Origin of the sequence: Streptomyces fildesensis, assembly GCF_016107395.1 — a bacterium.
Classification (GTDB): domain Bacteria; phylum Actinomycetota; class Actinomycetes; order Streptomycetales; family Streptomycetaceae; genus Actinacidiphila; species Actinacidiphila fildesensis.
Genome location: NZ_JAAIKO010000003.1, coordinates 170407 through 186812, shown reverse-complemented (window position 1 = coordinate 186812; position 16406 = coordinate 170407). Strand labels below are relative to the sequence as shown.

At 67.6% G+C, this 16406-nt stretch carries 11 protein-coding genes and 2 tRNA genes; 3 read left to right on the top strand and 10 right to left on the bottom strand.

The window, feature by feature from the left end; translation table 11 throughout:
- Positions 1-48: 48 nt before the first annotated feature.
- Positions 49-1287, top strand: coding sequence for a tyrosine-type recombinase/integrase (locus C6N31_RS06685; RefSeq protein WP_198357244.1), 1239 nt, complete (start codon positions 49-51; stop codon positions 1285-1287).
- A 150-nt stretch (positions 1288-1437) separates the two neighbouring features.
- On the opposite strand, the gene C6N31_RS06680 is transcribed toward C6N31_RS06685, so the two are convergent.
- The 3 genes from C6N31_RS06680 to C6N31_RS06670 all read right to left on the bottom strand — a co-directional run bounded on the left by C6N31_RS06680 (position 1438) and on the right by C6N31_RS06670 (position 5161).
- A complete protein-coding gene (locus C6N31_RS06680; RefSeq protein WP_198357243.1) occupies positions 1438-3096 on the bottom strand; it encodes a UvrD-helicase domain-containing protein in 1659 nt (552 codons plus the stop codon).
- Positions 3093-4715, bottom strand: coding sequence for an ATP-dependent nuclease (locus C6N31_RS06675; RefSeq protein ID WP_198357242.1), 1623 nt, complete (start codon positions 4713-4715; stop codon positions 3093-3095). The genes C6N31_RS06680 and C6N31_RS06675 overlap by 4 nt, the downstream gene beginning before the upstream one ends.
- Positions 4716-5088: 373 nt before the next feature.
- Positions 5089-5161, bottom strand: a tRNA-Ala gene (locus C6N31_RS06670).
- Between the two features lie 100 nt (positions 5162-5261).
- On the opposite strand from C6N31_RS06670, the gene C6N31_RS06665 reads away from it, so the two are divergent.
- Together C6N31_RS06665 and C6N31_RS06660 are read left to right on the top strand one after the other, a co-directional pair.
- A complete protein-coding gene (locus C6N31_RS06665; protein ID WP_138351188.1) occupies positions 5262-5813 on the top strand; it encodes a helix-turn-helix domain-containing protein in 552 nt (183 codons plus the stop codon).
- 29 nt (positions 5814-5842) lie between these two features.
- On the top strand, positions 5843-7144 hold the full coding sequence (locus C6N31_RS06660; RefSeq protein ID WP_198357241.1) for a serine/threonine protein kinase: 1302 nt from the start codon (positions 5843-5845) through the stop codon (positions 7142-7144).
- A gap of 6 nt (positions 7145-7150) precedes the next feature.
- Here the strand turns inward: C6N31_RS06660 and C6N31_RS06655 are convergent, their stop codons facing one another.
- The 7 genes from C6N31_RS06655 to gyrB form a co-directional block, all read right to left on the bottom strand.
- On the bottom strand, positions 7151-8470 hold the full coding sequence (locus tag C6N31_RS06655) for a hypothetical protein (RefSeq protein WP_138351186.1): 1320 nt from the start codon (positions 8468-8470) through the stop codon (positions 7151-7153).
- Positions 8470-10380, bottom strand: coding sequence for a vWA domain-containing protein (locus tag C6N31_RS06650; RefSeq protein WP_198357240.1), 1911 nt, complete (start codon positions 10378-10380; stop codon positions 8470-8472). The genes C6N31_RS06655 and C6N31_RS06650 overlap by 1 nt, the downstream gene beginning before the upstream one ends.
- 186 nt (positions 10381-10566) lie before the next feature.
- Entirely contained in the window at positions 10567-10707 is a 141-nt protein-coding gene (locus C6N31_RS43605; RefSeq protein ID WP_018559211.1) for a DLW-39 family protein, read from the bottom strand.
- Between the two features lie 180 nt (positions 10708-10887).
- Positions 10888-10961: transfer RNA gene (locus tag C6N31_RS06640), tRNA-Ile, on the bottom strand.
- 62 nt (positions 10962-11023) lie between these two features.
- Entirely contained in the window at positions 11024-11731 is a 708-nt protein-coding gene (locus C6N31_RS06635) for a DUF3566 domain-containing protein (protein WP_138351184.1), read from the bottom strand.
- Positions 11732-11734: 3 nt separating this feature from the next.
- The gene (gyrA, locus tag C6N31_RS06630) at positions 11735-14320 is read right to left on the bottom strand and encodes a DNA gyrase subunit A (protein WP_138351183.1); all 2586 of its coding nucleotides are present in this window, start codon (positions 14318-14320) and stop codon (positions 11735-11737) included.
- A 41-nt stretch (positions 14321-14361) separates the two neighbouring features.
- Positions 14362-16395, bottom strand: coding sequence for a DNA topoisomerase (ATP-hydrolyzing) subunit B (gyrB, locus tag C6N31_RS06625; protein ID WP_138351182.1), 2034 nt, complete (start codon positions 16393-16395; stop codon positions 14362-14364).
- Between the last annotated feature and the right edge of the window lie 11 nt (positions 16396-16406).

Here is a 16406-nt window from a genome sequence, read left to right as displayed (position 1 = left end):
ACCCCTCATGGAAACCACCAGGACCACTAACCGCATGAGGCTCGCATAATGGCGCGGGTATGGATCGAAGACCGTTCAGGCCACGCCGAGTTCGGCCAGGCCGTGGCGAAGGCCAAACTGGCGGGCCGCACCCCGCCGGGCCGCTGGCGCGTCCGCTGGTACGACCCCGACGGCCGGCCGAAGATGAAGGTGTTCGCCCTCAAGACCAAGGCGGATGATCACCGCGCCCAGGTCGAGGCTCGGCTGGGCGACGGAACCTACCGCGACCCTGCCGCCGGACGCGCTTCCTTCGGCTCGGTCGCCGAGGCGTGGTTCGAGGCGCAGGTCCATCTCAAGCGCTCCAGCCGCGCCCGCTACCGGATCGCGCTGGACACCCACGTCCTCCCCAAGTGGGGCTCCACCCCTGTGGACCGCATCCAGTTCGACGACATAGCCGCCTGGCTGGCGGACCTCACCGCCGGAAAAACGTCCAATGGCCGACGGCAGGGGGCACGCTCGGTCAGGAAGACCTACGTGGTGCTGAGCCGGGTGCTCGGCTTCGCCGTCAAGTCCCGCAGGATGGCCTTCAACCCGGCAGCCGGGGTGCCGCTCCCCACGATTCTCCCCGCCGACCACGTCTACCTGAACGAGCTGCAGGTCGAAGCCCTCGCCGATGCCACCGGCGAGTACCGGGTCTTTATCCTGCTGCTGGCCTATACCGGTCTGCGGTGGGGCGAAGCGTCAGCGCTGAAGGTCGGCCGGATCGACTTGGACTCGCGCCGGGCGCACATCGCGGAGGCGTACGGCGAGGACAAGGGCAAGCTGTACCTGGACACCCCCAAGAGCCATGAGAAGCGCTCGGTGCCGCTGGCGCGCTTCCTCGTCGACGAGCTGAAGCCCTACGTCGAGAACCGCGACCCCGAGGAGTTGCTCTTCACCGCCCCGCAGGGCGGCCCGCTGCGCGGCAACAACTTCCGCCGACGGATCTTCGGGCCATCCGTCAAGGAAGCCGGGTTGGGCCTCCTCGGCGTCACCCCGCACAAGCTGCGGCACACGGCGGCCTCGCTGGCCATCGCCAGCGGTGCGGACGTCAACGTCGTGCAGACCATGCTCGGGCACAAGTCCGCGAGCATGACACTCGATGTGTACGGACATCTCTTCCCCGACCGTCTCGACGAGGTCTCCAAGAAGATGCACAAGCGCCGGAGCCGGGTGCTCGCCAAGGCAAAGGCCAAAGCGGCAAAGGCGGAGCGGAAGGCCAGGGAGGCAGCGGCCGACGTGGTCGTCCTGGAGCAAACTGCGGCCTAACCGGGTCCACAACAGGTCACCAGAGGCCCTTCACCTATAGGTGAAGGGCCTCTGAAAAGCGGGAGGTTACGACAGACGGGCCTCTATCAGCCGCATGACGACAGGCCGGGCCCCGTGAGCTCTACAGCTATCCAGAGCCCGAGCCTGTCGTCATGCGGCTGACAGCATCGCGATGTGCTGAGAAAGGTCCTCAGCGCTCATCGGGCAGATCCCCGCAACTGCAGACCACCAGCGACTTTCCTTAGTTCGATACGGGTTACCGGCTTTAGAAACAAGGGAGTTCGCACTGGTAACAACGACCCCGTGCCTAGCCCTGGAGATCATGACGAGGACGACACGCATTTCCTCCTCCAGCTGTTCTCTGGTGACGGCCCGGTCTCCCGGGATATGGAAGTCTTCGAATCCGGGGATGAAGACCCAGTCGAATTGCTGTCCCTTCCCTGTATGGGCGTTCAGCAGGTGGACCCCCGGCTCAATAGCGTTCTCGCGATCAACTACGCGAAGTTGCTCTGCAGCGTCGGCTGGCGATCCCGTCGGCTTGATGAGACCCTCGAACTCTGCGAGTGCGTTCAACGCCTGCTCCATGGTCTCGATGTCACTCGCGTTGATGTCTGCAAGAACGACCCGCCGCACCGTGTCCATGTCAGTTTTTCGTGGCAACCGAGCAATGGCATTGACCAGGCGTTGCACCATCCCGCTGTCCTCAATCGCGAGGTCCCAACGCTGATGTGCCAGATGCACAGCGTCTGCGAAGGCCGAGTCGACCGGCCCTCGCCGCCAACCGGCCCTAGTAATAACGCCAATGGTCGCCTCAGGATTCGATGCCACAATGGCCGTTGCCATGTTCACGATCCACTGAGCCTCCTCCACCCCAGTGCTGAAGACAGCAGAGGCCGCAGCCCCACCCAGTGGCCAGGCATCCGGCTGAGCAGCACCCAGCGACTCGCCGTTCAAGGTCGCCGCCACCTTGTTCACGACTGCAAGCACGGCTGGCGATGACCTGTAGGAGATCGCGAGTCGATGCGGTTCACCACAAACCTCCCGAAGTTTCTTCTCTACTTCCAGAGGTCGGGCGCCAGCCCAGCTGTAGATCCCCTGCAAGGGGTCGCCTACAAACGTTCGGTTGTCCGAGCTGCTCGCAAGAGCGATATCCAATTGCTGGGGCGAAAGATCTTGGAACTCATCGACGAGCATGGCGCCGTAGTGCAGTTGATAGAGGCGGGCTACTTCCTTGATATTGAGCAGGCGCTGTGCGTGCCTGAGCAGGTCGTCGAAGTGGAGGACGCCCTGACTACGGCGTTCGGCTTCGATCTCCTGGGCGAAGACATTGCCACTCGCAGCGAGTGCTTCGCGCACCTGATCGTCATCGTAAGTGCTCCGCTTCGCCTCGGACAGAGCTGTCTCGATAGCGCTCTTGCACTCGATAGCCGGTCCGATGGGTAGGCCATCTGTATAGGCGGAGATAGCTGCAGTCAGTGTGGAGCGACCAGGCATCGGAACGTTGGGATCGAGGCCGATGGTGCGGCCGTGCGCGCGGATTACTTCGGCAGCATGACCATGGAAATTGGTGACCCGAACGTATCGTCGGAATCGTTGGGGGCCGAGCGCGCTGAGCAGCCGCTCACGCAAGTTCCGCGTCGCCCGGTTGGAGAATGTGAGAGCGAGGATCTGCTGGTGCGGTTGCAGTTGGCCAATCTGGTGGACAGCACGCCGGGCAAGCAGTTCGGTCTTCCCGCATCCCGGCGGTGCTATGGCAAGGAGGTTGGCGGCGGGGCTCTGGGCCGGGTCGGTGTAGATCTCAGGGATCATCCTCGCGCCAGTTCTTTGGCCATAGTGAGGATGCCAGCAACACTTGTGATCGCTGCTGCCATTTCGTGTGTCATCGATGCCGCCACGGCCGTTGCAGCATCGGTCTTGTTCCTGCGGCAGAATTCCGCGACTGCCGTGGCGGTCAGGTCTTTCTCGTCGCTGACACCACACGCCTGAAGAAGACCCTCACGTCGGCATACACCAGCATCAATGAGGATTTGGCCGGCGACGGGACCAGTCAGCGCCTTACAATACTCATCCTCCAGATCCCGATCGCTGGACCAGACATGCGTTCCAATCACGTGCTTCGAGTTGCCTCCAATAGCGGAGGTGAAGATGCCTTCCTCCGCCTTGTCCACAAGACCAAGGATGTGAACGCCGAAGCCGTCCTTGCCGAGCATCTTATAGACGTGTCGGAACTTGTCGGCCCCGTCCAGCTCGAAGACGACGGCGCCGATCCGGTCGAGCCCAACGTCGAGTGCCTTGGCTGCAGCCTCAACGATGATGCGATCGGCGACTCCCTCAACCGCGATGACGTAGCGGGCCGTCAGTGCTTCGAGGAGGCGAGAAGACCACCATTGGGAGCGCAGTTTTTCCACTGCGCTGCGCTTGCTCTCCGGGATCTGGTGGACATCGCCGCCGGGCGCGATAACCAGGACCTGGGACGGCTCGAACCGTTGCAATATGTAGGGCGAGTGAGTACAGATGATCTTCTGATTTCCTGCCTCGGAGAATAGCTCAGCGACAGTCCGCTGGCTGGCAGGGTGGAGATGGAGTTCGGGCTCATCAACGGCAATAATGTTCGCGTTGTTCTCGGCAAGGTCGAACAAAGTGAGCGCCATCAGTTGGCGGAGGCCGTCCGACTGCTCGGCAATCGGCACGTACTGGCCGTCTCTCTGGAAGAACATCGAGACGCTATCCAGTACTGAGGCTGCCGGATCCGCTGCGGTGCGGACGGCCAGGTCCGTGCTGGCAATTGGGCGCGGCATGGACTTGGCGAGATGCTCAGCGATCTTCTCGCGAAGCTCAGTCAGATGCTGGCTTGTGTGGAGTTTGTCGTTGAAGTCGCCAAGGATCCCTGCTAGGTCTGTCCTTTCGGCGCCCATATCAATGCCGTCCAGCAGCAGTCGCAGGGCACTGTTCGGGCCTCCGAGTTGAGCGTTGCCAGCACCGCGGGTGGCCGGCAGGTAACGCCAGCCAAGCGCGCTGAGCTGGTCACGGGTTGGAGCTCGGCGGTCGGCAGTCCCGGTCAAGACTCTCTGGATGACGACGGCTTCTGCGTCGTCTTCTGATGACGAGACCTCCAGACGCATGGTCAGAGACTCTTTGGCAGTGACCGAATCGATGTCGATCTCACGGTAGAAGAGTGAGCGCTCGGAATCCGAGAAGTCGATCAGTACGGCCTCAACGATGAGCGGCTGCCCCTGGTCCCGGAGGTCGGTGCGGGAGAGGTTCTGGTACAGCTGCCCAAACGTGGCGCTGAGGGTGAGATTGAGCAGACGAAGGAGCGACGTCTTGCCAACGTCGTTCGCGCCGACAACCACGAGGTGCTTGCGGACCTCGATATCCAGATCCTGCAGGCGAGCGTAGTTAGCGATCTTGAGGCGCCTGAGTCTCACAGTCCCCGCCCCGTCCATATCCGCAATGACGTTCCGTGGTCGGCCGCGCCGGCTTCAGGATGGACTGACTGGGCTACGACTGTGCCGTTGATCACATGGACAGACTATCCCTCATACGATATTCCGGGTGTCGAATTTTGGGGTTCGCCGATCCGACAGCTCATCCGACGCTTGAACCGCAGCGTCCCTTGATACCCCGGGGCCGCTCTTCACTCGTCAGAGAACCCAAGCGACAGTCGTTGCAGTGAGGTCGGTGGCCCAACTGACCACCTTCGAGCAAGCCGCAGTCCACGACGTGTGCCATATACGTGCCAGACGTCAGCGTCCCCCTCGCCCGGTCGGGCGAGGGGGACGCTGACGTGCACAAACGCTGTGGAGCCTAGGAGATTCGAACTCCTGACATCTGCCTTGCAAAGGCAGCGCTCTACCAACTGAGCTAAGGCCCCTCTTCGCAGAACAGCGTACCTGTTCCGGGACGCGACCCCGACCCAGTATCCCGGTCCGTAGGATGCTTTGCAGGATTCACGGCCGCAAACAGGAGTGCGTATGGACCCCTCTCCGCACGACGCCGCCAGCCGCGCGCAGGAGCTGCAGCGCAATTGGTACGGCGAACCGCTGGGCGACCTCTTCCGCCGCCTCATCGGCGATCTCGGGCTGAACCAGGCGCGGCTGGCGGGCGTGCTGGGGCTCTCAGCACCGATGCTCTCGCAGCTGATGAGCGGTCAGCGCGCGAAGATCGGCAACCCGGCCGTCGTCCAGCGGCTGCAGGCACTCCAGGATCTCGCCGGGCATGTCGCGGACGGCAGCGTCACGTCCTCCGAGGCGACCTCGCGGATGGACGACATCCGGCAGTCGTCCGGCTCCTCCGTCCTCACCGGCACCACCCACAGCTCCTCCTCGGGCTCCGCCGCCGGCGCCGCCCGGCATGTCGTACGGGACATCCAGTCGCTGCTGCGGGCCGTCGCGTCCGCCGAGGAGATTGCGGAAGCGGCGAACACCCTCGCCTCCAGCCATCCACAACTGGCAGAGTTCCTCCATGTGTACGGCGCCGGGCGGACCGCGGAAGCGATCGCCCACTACGAGGCGCACCAGGGCTGACCGGAATAGCAGGGGGCGGGTCGCAGACCATGGGTGAGGTCTTCGCAGGCCGGTACGAGCTGGTCGACCCGATCGGACGCGGCGGCTCGGGCGCGGTCTGGCGCTCCTGGGACCACCGGCGGGGACGCTATGTGGCGGCGAAGGTGCTCCAGCAGAGCGACGCGCACGCCCTGCTGCGCTTCGTCCGCGAGCAGGCGATGCGGATCGACCATCCGCACGTCCTGGCACCCGCCAGTTGGGCCGCCGACGACGACAAGGTCCTGTTCACCATGGACCTGGTCCGGGGCGGATCGCTCTCGCACCTGATCGGCGACTACGGGCCGCTGCCCCCGCACTTCGTGTGCGCCCTGCTCGACCAGCTGCTCTCCGGGCTGACGGCCGTCCACGCCGAAGGCGTCGTGCACCGGGACATCAAGCCCGCCAACATCCTGCTGGAGGCCACCGGCACCGGACAGCCGCACCTGCGGCTGTCGGACTTCGGCATCGCCATGCGCAAGGGCGAGCCGCGGCTGACCGAGGTCAACTACGTCGTCGGCACCCCGGGATACTTCGCGCCCGAGCAGATGATGGGCGCGGAACCGGACTTCCCGGCCGATCTGTACGCGGTCGGCCTGGTCGCTCTCTACCTGCTCAGCGGGCAGAAGCCGGACGCCCAGGCGATCTACGAGCGCTACCTGAACGAGGGCGTCCCGCGCGCCCCGCAGGGTGTGCCCGAGCCGATGTGGCAGGTCATCGGCAATCTGCTGCAACCCGACCCGGACGCCCGCTTCCGCACCGCCACCGGCGCCCGCAAGGCGCTCTCCGCCGCGGTCGAACTCCTGTCGGTACCCGGCCTGGACGACGAGCCGGTCGAGGTCTTCGACCAGATCGGCCCGCTGCCCGAGGGCTTCGACGCCCAGGGCCCGCACCGGAAGCGGCGTCGGGCACGCCCCGAGGAAACCAGCAGCTTCCACCTCCCGGCCCCCCAGACCCCACCGGCCCCGTCCCCGGAGTACGCACCGCAGCAACCGTCCGCGTACGGCTACCCGCAAACCGGAACCCAGACCCCGCCGCCCCCCGTCCACAACCCGTACACGACGGCAGTAGCACCCCAGACCCAGCCCCACACAGACGGCCTGTCCCAGCCCCCAGCAGAGGCCCCCACAGGCGCACCCCAGCTACCGGAGCCCACCCGCCCGTACACAGCGGCAGCACACCCCACCCCGCCCGCCGCTTTGCACCCGGTTCCGCAGACACGCCGACCGGGACCACCGGCAAAGCTGGTGATCCCGATCCTCATCGTCGCCGCGCTCTGCTTCGCGGTCGGCATCTGGGCGCTGACAGCGGCCTGAGTTCAGCTACCAAGCAGGCGGCGGCCCGTACCCCGACTGCGGCGGCTGCGGCGACTGAGCCGCAGCCGCAACGCGCGGCCGCCGCCGCGCCGCCACCACCCACACCGCCAGACTCAGCAGAAGCACCGTGCCCGCCCCGAGCGCCGCGAACGCCACCAGCCGCATCGTGGAGGAGCTCGAACCGCCACCCGTCGCCGTCCCGTCGGCCTTCGCCAGGTCGTCCCCGCCGATGCCGAACCCGGCCTTGGCCGCGTCCCCGTCGTACCCCGGCGAAGGGGCCACCGCGCCCTTGACGTCCAGCCGCAGGGTGACGCCGATCGGCCCGTTCACGGCGTCCTTGACGCCCGGGTGCACGCTGACCGCGAAGTAGTACCAGCCGGCGAACCGGGTGGCCGAGACCTTGCTGCCGCTCTCGAACCGGTTGGCGTACGAGACCGGTACGGTCTGGCCGGTGATCGACGTCTGCTTGCCGGCGTAGGACTCCGTGTCGTCGTCGATGTGGCCGCGGGCGGGGTTGTACGCGTCGACCCGCACTCCGGCGCTCTGGAAGCCGTTCTCCTTGGCCGCGGGCGCGTTCGCGAAGTCGGCGAAGAGCACCGCGTGCTGGCCCCAGTCCACCGGCACCTTGTAGAAGCGGGTCTCGCCGGGCAGCACCTTGTCGTTCCAGATGCCGCTCTTGATGGCCGCCGCATTGTCGAAGCTCGTGCCGCCCTGCGCCGGCTTGGGGGTACCGGTCACCGGCGTCGGAGACGCCTCCGTGGCGCTGGAGGCGGGCGCGGGCTTGGCGTCGGCCTTGAGGGCCGGCTCCGACATGAAACGGATCTCGACGGGCCACTCGGCCGGGTCCGACGTCCCGGCGCTCTCCCGCTTGATCTCCAGGGTGTAGCGGTTGGCCTCCTGGCACCGCCCGTCCTTCTCGATGGTCCGCGCCGTGTAGCCGCCGACCGGCCGCGCAGCCCCGTCGTTGTCGAAGTGCGCGTCGAAACTGTCGCAGTCGGTGCCGTCGGCGCTCTGCAGCTTGAGGTCGATGCCGTCGCCGTAGGCGACCTTGGCGCCCGGCTTCGGAATGGCGAACGCCGACAGGTACGCCGAGGACTTCGCGTCCAGGTCCACGCCGTAGTACTTGGTGTCACCCACCTTGAGGGTGTCCTTGTAGGTGCCGCCCGGGGTGAGCGCCTGGGCCTCGGCCGTCGTGGCCGCGCCCTTCACCGCCGTGCCCTGCGGCTGCCACACGGGCACGGCGGCGTCCGCCAGTGCCGTGCCCTGCAGCCCGGCGAGCGTCACGCCGGCCACCGCCACCGCCACCCACAGTCCGCGTCCGCGCATTACGCTCCGCCCCTCTTCGTCCGGCGCACCAGCGCCACCCCGCCGACGGCCGCGAGCGCGACCGCCCCGCCCGCTGCTGCCGCGATCATGTCCTTGCCGGTCATGAATCCGGTCATGAATCCTCCCCCGTCCGAGCCGCCGCTGTCGCGGCCCGCGGCCGAATCGCCGCCCTTGTCGGAAGCTGCGGCATCGTCCTTGGCCTGGCCCTTGGCCAGCGCCGGTGCCTGGTACTGCGGCCCGGCCAGTTCGTCGCCCGTCACATTGACCCGCAGGACGACGCCGACCGCCGCGTTCCTCGCCAGCCGCGCGGCCTTCGGGCCGAGCGACACGGCGATGTAGTAGTCCCCGGCGCTGTGCACCGCGGCGGCCGAGCCGCCGACGACCCAGCGGTTGGTCCAGGTCACCGGCACCGTCCCGAGCCCCACGGACAGGGGTTTGCCGGTGTAGCTGCGGTGGTCGTCGCCGCCGGAGGCGTCGCGCACCGGCTGCCGGCCCGGCCCGTACGTCCCCGTCTCGACGTAGCTCCAGACGGAGGCCGCGGACGCGTCGTCCAGCACCGGTTCGTTGGCGAACTCGGCCGCATAGCTGAGCTGTTGTCCCCAGCCCAGCCGCACCTTGTAGAAGCGCGTCTGCGCGGGCAGCAGCTTGTCGCGCCAGACGCCCTTGGTGAGCGCGGCCGCGTCGTTGAAGCCGGTGCCGCCCGTGATGTCCTTCGGGTCGCCGGCGAGCGGCGCGGGCTTGTCGCCGTACTCGGTCTCGGCGGCCGCGGGCGTGGTCCCGGCCTTGAGCGGTGCCTCGCTCCCGTACCGGATCTCGATCGGCCACCGGCCCTGGTCGGAGGCCGGGGCGCTCGTCCGGTGCACCGAGAGCAGGTACTGGCCGGCCTTGTCGCAGCTGCCGTCGCCCTTGGCGGTGGGCACCCGGCTCACCGCCGCCGTGACGATCATCGCGCCCTCGTCCTGCCCGAAGTGCGCGGATCCGGTGTCGCAGGTGAACGCGTACTGGCCGGCCGACGCCGCCTTCAGCTCGATGCCGTCGCCGTAGCCGACCTTCACGCCCGGTTGCGGAACCGCGGTCACCGCGAGGTCCGCGGTGGCGGTGGCGTCCAGGCCTGCCGCGTACCAGCGGGTCTCTCCCGGCCCGATGGTGTCCAGGTACTGCCCCGGCGCGATGGCGGCCGCCCGCGCCGCCGTCGCGCCGCCCGTGATGCGGGTGCCGTCGAAGCGGTACGCGTCGGCGCTGAGCTGGGACGCGCGCACCAGCTGCCGGGCGAGCGCCGCGGCGTCGGGGGCGTCGTAGTAGGCGCCATGTCCGGCCCGGGCGACGCACTCCAGCTCCTCGCGGGCGGCGCCCTTCACCTGGAAGCCGATGGTGTCGATCCGCAGACCGATCCCGTCCCCGGCCAGCTGGGCCGCCACCTCGCAGGGCTTGGGCGCCCCGCAGTTGGACTCGCCGTCGGAGATCAGCAGGATCGTGCGCCGGCCGTCCTTGGGCAGGTCGCCCGCGGCCCGGGTCAGCGCCAGGGCGGTCGGGGTGTCCCCCTTGGGCTGGACGGCCGCCACGGCCCGCTTCATCGCGTCCCGGTCCAGCGGGACGACGGGCTCGGCGAGCTGGGTGTCGTCGCAGCCGTGCGGCTTTCCGGCGCCGTAGACCCGCAGCCCGGTCCTGTGACCGTCCGGCAGGGTGTCCACGACGGTGTTGACGGCCTTGCGGGCCGACTCGATCCGGGTGCCGCCCGAGCCGTCGGGCCCCGCCATCGATCCGGACGAGTCCAACACCATGATCAGGCTGTCGTCCGCGGCCGGTACGGCGGCCTGCGCGGCCGCCGGCCCGCCGAGCACCGCGAGGACGGAGATCAGCAGTCCGCCGCTCACCGCCCCGGCAGCCACGCGCCACTGTGGTCGTTGCATGCTGTGCTCCCCCTCGACCGGACCCGGCTTTGTTTGCTACCGCGAAGGTATTGATTTGCGTGAGCAAACTCAAGATGTTTCCCGTCACGGTCCCGCAACAGCGGGCGACCCCTCACGGAGCGGGCGGCCGGCACAGCAAGAGGCCCCGACCGCTGTGCGGTCGGGGCCTCGGAGCACTTCGGCGTCTCAGACGCTCGCGCCGGAACCTGCCGGTACGGAGTCGGTCGCTTCCGTCCACAGATCCTGCTCGGCGCGGTCCGCCTGGATCTGGCGGTACACGAGGAGCCCGCCGATGGCGGCCAGTGCCACCAGGAGAAACTTCTTCACCGCGCGACCTCGTCCTTCTTGGATTGGGAGAGCCCTGACGCGCCCGACTATACACACCGGCCGATACCGAACGGTGACCTGCACCCGCTCCAACTGCCGTACCGGACAGCAGCCGGACAGCCCGCCGGAGACAGCAAACGGCCCGTACGGATCAGGATCCGTACGGGCCGTTCAACGCGGTGGGCCTAACAGGACTTGAACCTGTGGCCTCTTCCTTATCAGGGAAGCGCTCTAACCGTCTGAGCTATAGGCCCGCGCTGCAACGAAAGATTAGCGCACCACAGGCCATGTCCCAAAATCGGAATCCGGCGCCCGGCTACTCGTCCTCGGCGAGGGTCAGCTCGACGCCCCCGACGAAGCCCGCGGACATGTTGTAGATGAAGGCACCGAGGGTGGCCAGCGCCGTCGCGAGGACCACATCGATCACCGCGATGACCGTGGTGATGACCAGGACGCGGGACAGCGACAGGAAGGACACCAGGTCGAAACCACCGCTGCCACTGCCACCGCCCTCCGCCGTCGTCGCGTCGCTGATCGTGCTGCCGACGGTGCTGAAGACGCCGATCGCGTCCAGCACCATCCACAGCACCGCCACGGCCACGATCGTGCAGATGCCCAGCGCGATGGAGAGCAGGAAACTGACCTTCATCACCGACCAGGGGTCGGCCCTGGCGACCCGCAGCCGCGCCTTGCGCGTCCGCGGGACGGTACGGGCGGCGGGACGCGGCCTGCGGACGCCCGCGGCGGCCGGCGCCCCCACGCCGGCCCCCTGAGCGGCCGGCGGCGCGTACGCCTGCGCGGGCTGGTGCGGAGGCTGCTCCGGCGCACCGGGCACCCCCGCGCCATACGTTTGAAGCGGGCCCGCATGGTGCGGCGGACGTGTGTCGGTCACGGTGGATCCCCCCTGATGCGGGCCGCTGTCCGTGGAGGAGCCAGGGGCACCGCCGGCACCGGCCTGGGCGGCCGCCTGCGGCCGGTCCGGGCCTGTCGTCCCACCAGCAGCGGCGCCCGTGGCTCCACTCACGGCCTACTCCTCGATTTCAGCGGCCACGGGCTGGTCGCCCTCGGCCTCTTCGGCGTCGACCTCATCGGCCTCTGCCCCAGCCTCGGCATTGCGGGCGATACCGACGACGGCATCCCGCTTGCCAAGGTTGATCAGTTGGACGCCCATGGTGTCACGGCCCGTCTCCCTGACCTCGTTGACCCGCGTACGAATCACTCCACCGCTGAGGCTGATGGCGAGGATCTCATCCGTCTCCTCGACCACCAGCGCCCCGACGAGGGAACCGCGGTCCTCGACGATCTTCGCCGCCTTGATACCGAGTCCGCCACGCCCCTGGACGCGGTATTCGTCCACCTTGGTGCGCTTGGCGTACCCGCCGTCCGTGGCGGTGAAGACGAACGTACCCGGCCGGACCACATTCATCGAGAGCAGTTCGTCGCCCTCTCGGAAACTCATGCCCTTCACGCCCGACGTGGCACGGCCCATCGGGCGCAGCGCGTCGTCCGTCGCGGTGAACCGGATGCACTGGGCCTTGCGGCTCACCAGCAGCAGATCGTCCTCCGCCGACACCAGCTCGGCACCGATCAGCTCGTCGTCCGAACCGTCCGCGGCCTCGCGCAGGTTGATGGCGATGACGCCGCCGGCCCGCGGGGAGTCGTAGTCCTTGAGCGCGGTCTTCTTGACCAGGCCCGCCTTGGTGGCGAGCACCAGGTACGGCACGGCCGCGTAGTCCCGGATCGCGAGGATCTGGGCGATCTTCTCGTCCGGCTGGAACGCCAGCAGGTTCGCGACGTGCTGGCCGCGGGCGTCCCGCCCGGCGTCCGGCAGCTCGTACGCCTTCGCCCGGTAGACGCGGCCCTTGTTGGTGAAGAACAGCAGCCAGTGGTGCGTGGTGGAGACGAAGAAGTGGTCGACGATGTCGTCCTGCTTCAGCTTCGCGCCGCGTACGCCCTTGCCGCCGCGCTTCTGCGACCGGTAGTCCTCGGTCTTGGTGCGCTTGACGTAACCGCCGTGCGTGATCGTGACGACGATGTCCTCTTCGGCGATCAGGTCCTCGATGGACATGTCACCGTCGAAGGGGATCAGCTTGCTGCGCCGGTCGTCGCCGAACTTGTCGACGATGACCGCCAGCTCCTCGCTGATGATCTGCCGCTGCCGCTCGGGCGAGGCCAGGATCGCGTTGTACTCGTTGATCTTGGCCTGCAGCTCGTCGTGCTCCGCGACGATCTTCTGCCGCTCCAGGGCCGCGAGGCGCCGCAGCTGCATCTCCAGGATCGCGTTGGCCTGGATCTCGTCGATCGACAGCAGGCCCATCAGGCCCTCACGGGCGATCTCGACCGTGTTGCTGCGCCGGATCAGCGCGATGACCTCGTCGATCGCGTCCAGCGCCTTGAGCAGACCGCGCAGGATGTGCGCCCGCTCCTCGGCCTTCCGCAGCCGGAAACGCGTACGGCGGACGATGACCTCGACCTGGTGCGTCACCCAGTGCCGGATGAACGCGTCGATCGACAGGGTGCGCGGCACGCCGTCGACCAGCGCCAGCATGTTCGCGCCGAAGTTGGTCTGCAGGTCGGTGTGCTTGTACAGGTTGTTCAGCACGACCTTGGCGACCGCGTCGCGCTTGAGCACCACGACCAGGCGCTGCCCGGTGCGCGAGCTCGTCTCGTCGCGGACGTCGGCGATGCCGGCGACCTTGCCGTCCTTCACCAGGTCGGCGATCTTCTGCGCGAGGTTGTCCGGGTTGACCTGGTACGGAAGCTCCGTGACCACCAGGCACTGGCGGCCCTGGATCTCCTCGACATTGACGATGGCGCGCATCGTGATCGAGCCGCGGCCCGTGCGGTACGCGTCCTCGATGCCGCTGCGGCCCACGACCAGCGCGCCGGTCGGGAAGTCCGGGCCCTTGATCCGCTCCAGGAGCGCGTCCAGCAGCTCCTCGTGCGAGGCCTCGGGGTTCTCCAGGTACCACTGCGCACCGGCCGCGACCTCGCGGAGGTTGTGCGGCGGGATGTTGGTGGCCATGCCGACCGCGATGCCCGCGGAGCCGTTGACCAGCAGGTTCGGGAAGCGCGCCGGGAGGACGGTCGGCTCCTGGTTACGGCCGTCGTAGTTGTCCTGGAAATTGACGGTGTCCTCGTCAATGTCGCGGACCATCTCCATCGACAGCGGCATCATCTTGCACTCGGTGTACCGCATGGCGGCGGCCGGGTCGTTGCCCGGGGAACCGAAGTTGCCGTTGGAGTCCACGAGCGGCATGCGCATCGACCAGTGCTGGGCGAGGCGGACCAGGGCGTCGTAGATCGAGGAGTCGCCGTGCGGGTGGTACGTACCCATGACGTCACCGACGACACGGGCGCACTTGTAGAAGCCCTTCTCGGGCCGGTAGCCGCCGTCGTACATCGCGTACAGCACCCGGCGGTGCACCGGCTTGAGGCCGTCACGGACGTCGGGCAGCGCACGCGACACGATGACGGACATCGCGTAGTCGAGGTAGCTGCGCTGCATCTCCGTTTCGAGGCCCACCGGCTCGATGCGCACGGTGGAGATCTCGGCATCGGCGGGCACGGCCGCCTCGTCGTCGGGCGTCACAGGGGGATTCTCGTCGGCCATTGCTGGTCAAAGTCCTTTCGGGCGGCGGCGGTGGGGCCGACTCAGATGTCGAGGAAGCGGACGTCCTTGGCGTTGCGCTGGATGAACGAGCGCCGCGCCTCGACGTCCTCACCCATCAGCACCGAGAACAGGTCGTCGGCCTGCGCGGCGTCGTCCAGGGTGACCTGGCCGAGCACACGGTGGTCGATGTCCATGGTGGTGATCCGCAGCTCCTCGGCGTTCATCTCGCCGAGGCCCTTGAAGCGCTGGATCGCGTCTTCCCGGACCCGCTTGCCCTGCTGGCGGCCGATCTCCATCATCGCGTCGCGCTCGCGGTCCGAGTACGCGTACCCGAAGTCGTCCCGGCTCCACTTGATCTTGTAGAGCGGCGGGCGCGACAGGTACACATGGCCGGCCTCGACCAGCGGGCGCATGAAGCGGAAGAGGAACGTCAGCAGCAGGGTGTTGATGTGCTGACCGTCGACGTCGGCGTCCGCCATCAGGATGATCTTGTGATAGCGGAGCTTCGAGATGTCGAAGTCCTCGTGCACACCGGTGCCGAACGCCGAGATCAGCGCCTGGACCTCGGTGTTCTGCAGGATCTTGTCGATCCGCGCCTTCTCGACGTTGAGGATCTTTCCGCGGATCGGGAGGATCGCCTGGTACTGCGGGTTACGGCCCGACTTCGCGGAACCACCGGCCGAGTCACCCTCGACGATGAAGATCTCGCACTTCGTCGGGTCGTTCGACTGGCAGTCGCTCAGCTTGCCCGGCAGCGACGCGCTCTCCAGCAGCCCCTTGCGACGGGTCAGGTCACGCGCCTTGCGGGCCGCGACCCGCGCGGTGGCCGCGTTGATCGACTTGCGGATGATGTCCGCGGCCTCGTTCGGGTTGCGGTCCAGCCAGTCCGTGAGGTGCTCGTGCACGGCCTTCTGCACGAAGGTCTTCGCCTCGGTGTTGCCCAGCTTGGTCTTCGTCTGGCCCTCAAACTGGGGTTCGCCCAGCTTGACCGAGATGATCGCCGTCAGACCCTCGCGGATGTCCTCGCCAGCGAGGTTGTCGTCCTTCTCGCGAAGGAACTTCTTCTCGCGCGCGTAGCGGTTGACCAGCCCGGTGAGCGCCGCACGGAAGCCCTCCTCGTGCGTACCGCCCTCATGGGTGTGGATCGTGTTCGCGAAGCTGTAGACACCCTCGGTGTACTGGGTGTTCCACTGCATCGCCACCTCGACGGAGAGCAGCCGCTCCTTGTCCTCCGCCTCGATGTCGATCACGGTCGGGTGGATCAGCTCGCCCTTGCGGGAGTTGAGGTGATTCACGAAGTCGACGATGCCGCCGGGGTAGTAGTACTTCACCGCACGCACCCGGGGCGCGTCCTCCGGCTCCTCGACCGTCTCGGCGCCGACGGTGGCCTTCGCCGACTCCCGCTCGTCGGTCAGCGTGATCGTCAGGCCCTTGTTGAGGAAGGCCATCTCCTGCAGCCGCCGGGACAGCGTCTCGAAGGAGTACTCGGTGGTCTCGAAGATGTCCGGGTCGGCCCAGAACGTCACCGTGGTGCCCGTGGTGGACGACGGCTCGTTCTTCGCCAGCGGAGCGGTCGGAACACCCAGCTTGTAGTCCTGCGTCCAGCGGAAGCCGTCGCGGTTGACCTCGACGGTGACCTTCGTCGACAGCGCGTTGACGACCGAGACGCCGACGCCGTGCAGACCGCCGGAGACGGCGTAGCCGCCGCCGCCGAACTTGCCGCCCGCGTGCAGCACGGTCATGACGACCTCGATGGCGGGCTTGCCCTCGGACGCGACGATGTCCACGGGGATACCGCGGCCGTTGTCGACGCAGCGCACGCCGCCGTCCGCCAGGATCGTCACGTCGATGGTGTCCGCGTGCCCGGCGAGGGCCTCGTCGACCGAGTTGTCGACCACCTCTTGGACGAGGTGGTGCAGGCCGCGCTCACCGGTGGAGCCGATGTACATGCCCGGACGCTTACGGACCGCGTCGAGGCCCTCGAGCACGGTGATCGCGCTGCCGTCGTAGACCGGACTGGAGTTCTCGTTGGGGTTGCCGGAATCGGCCACGAAGCGCCCTTTCTGGCACAGCACGAGCCGTCTCC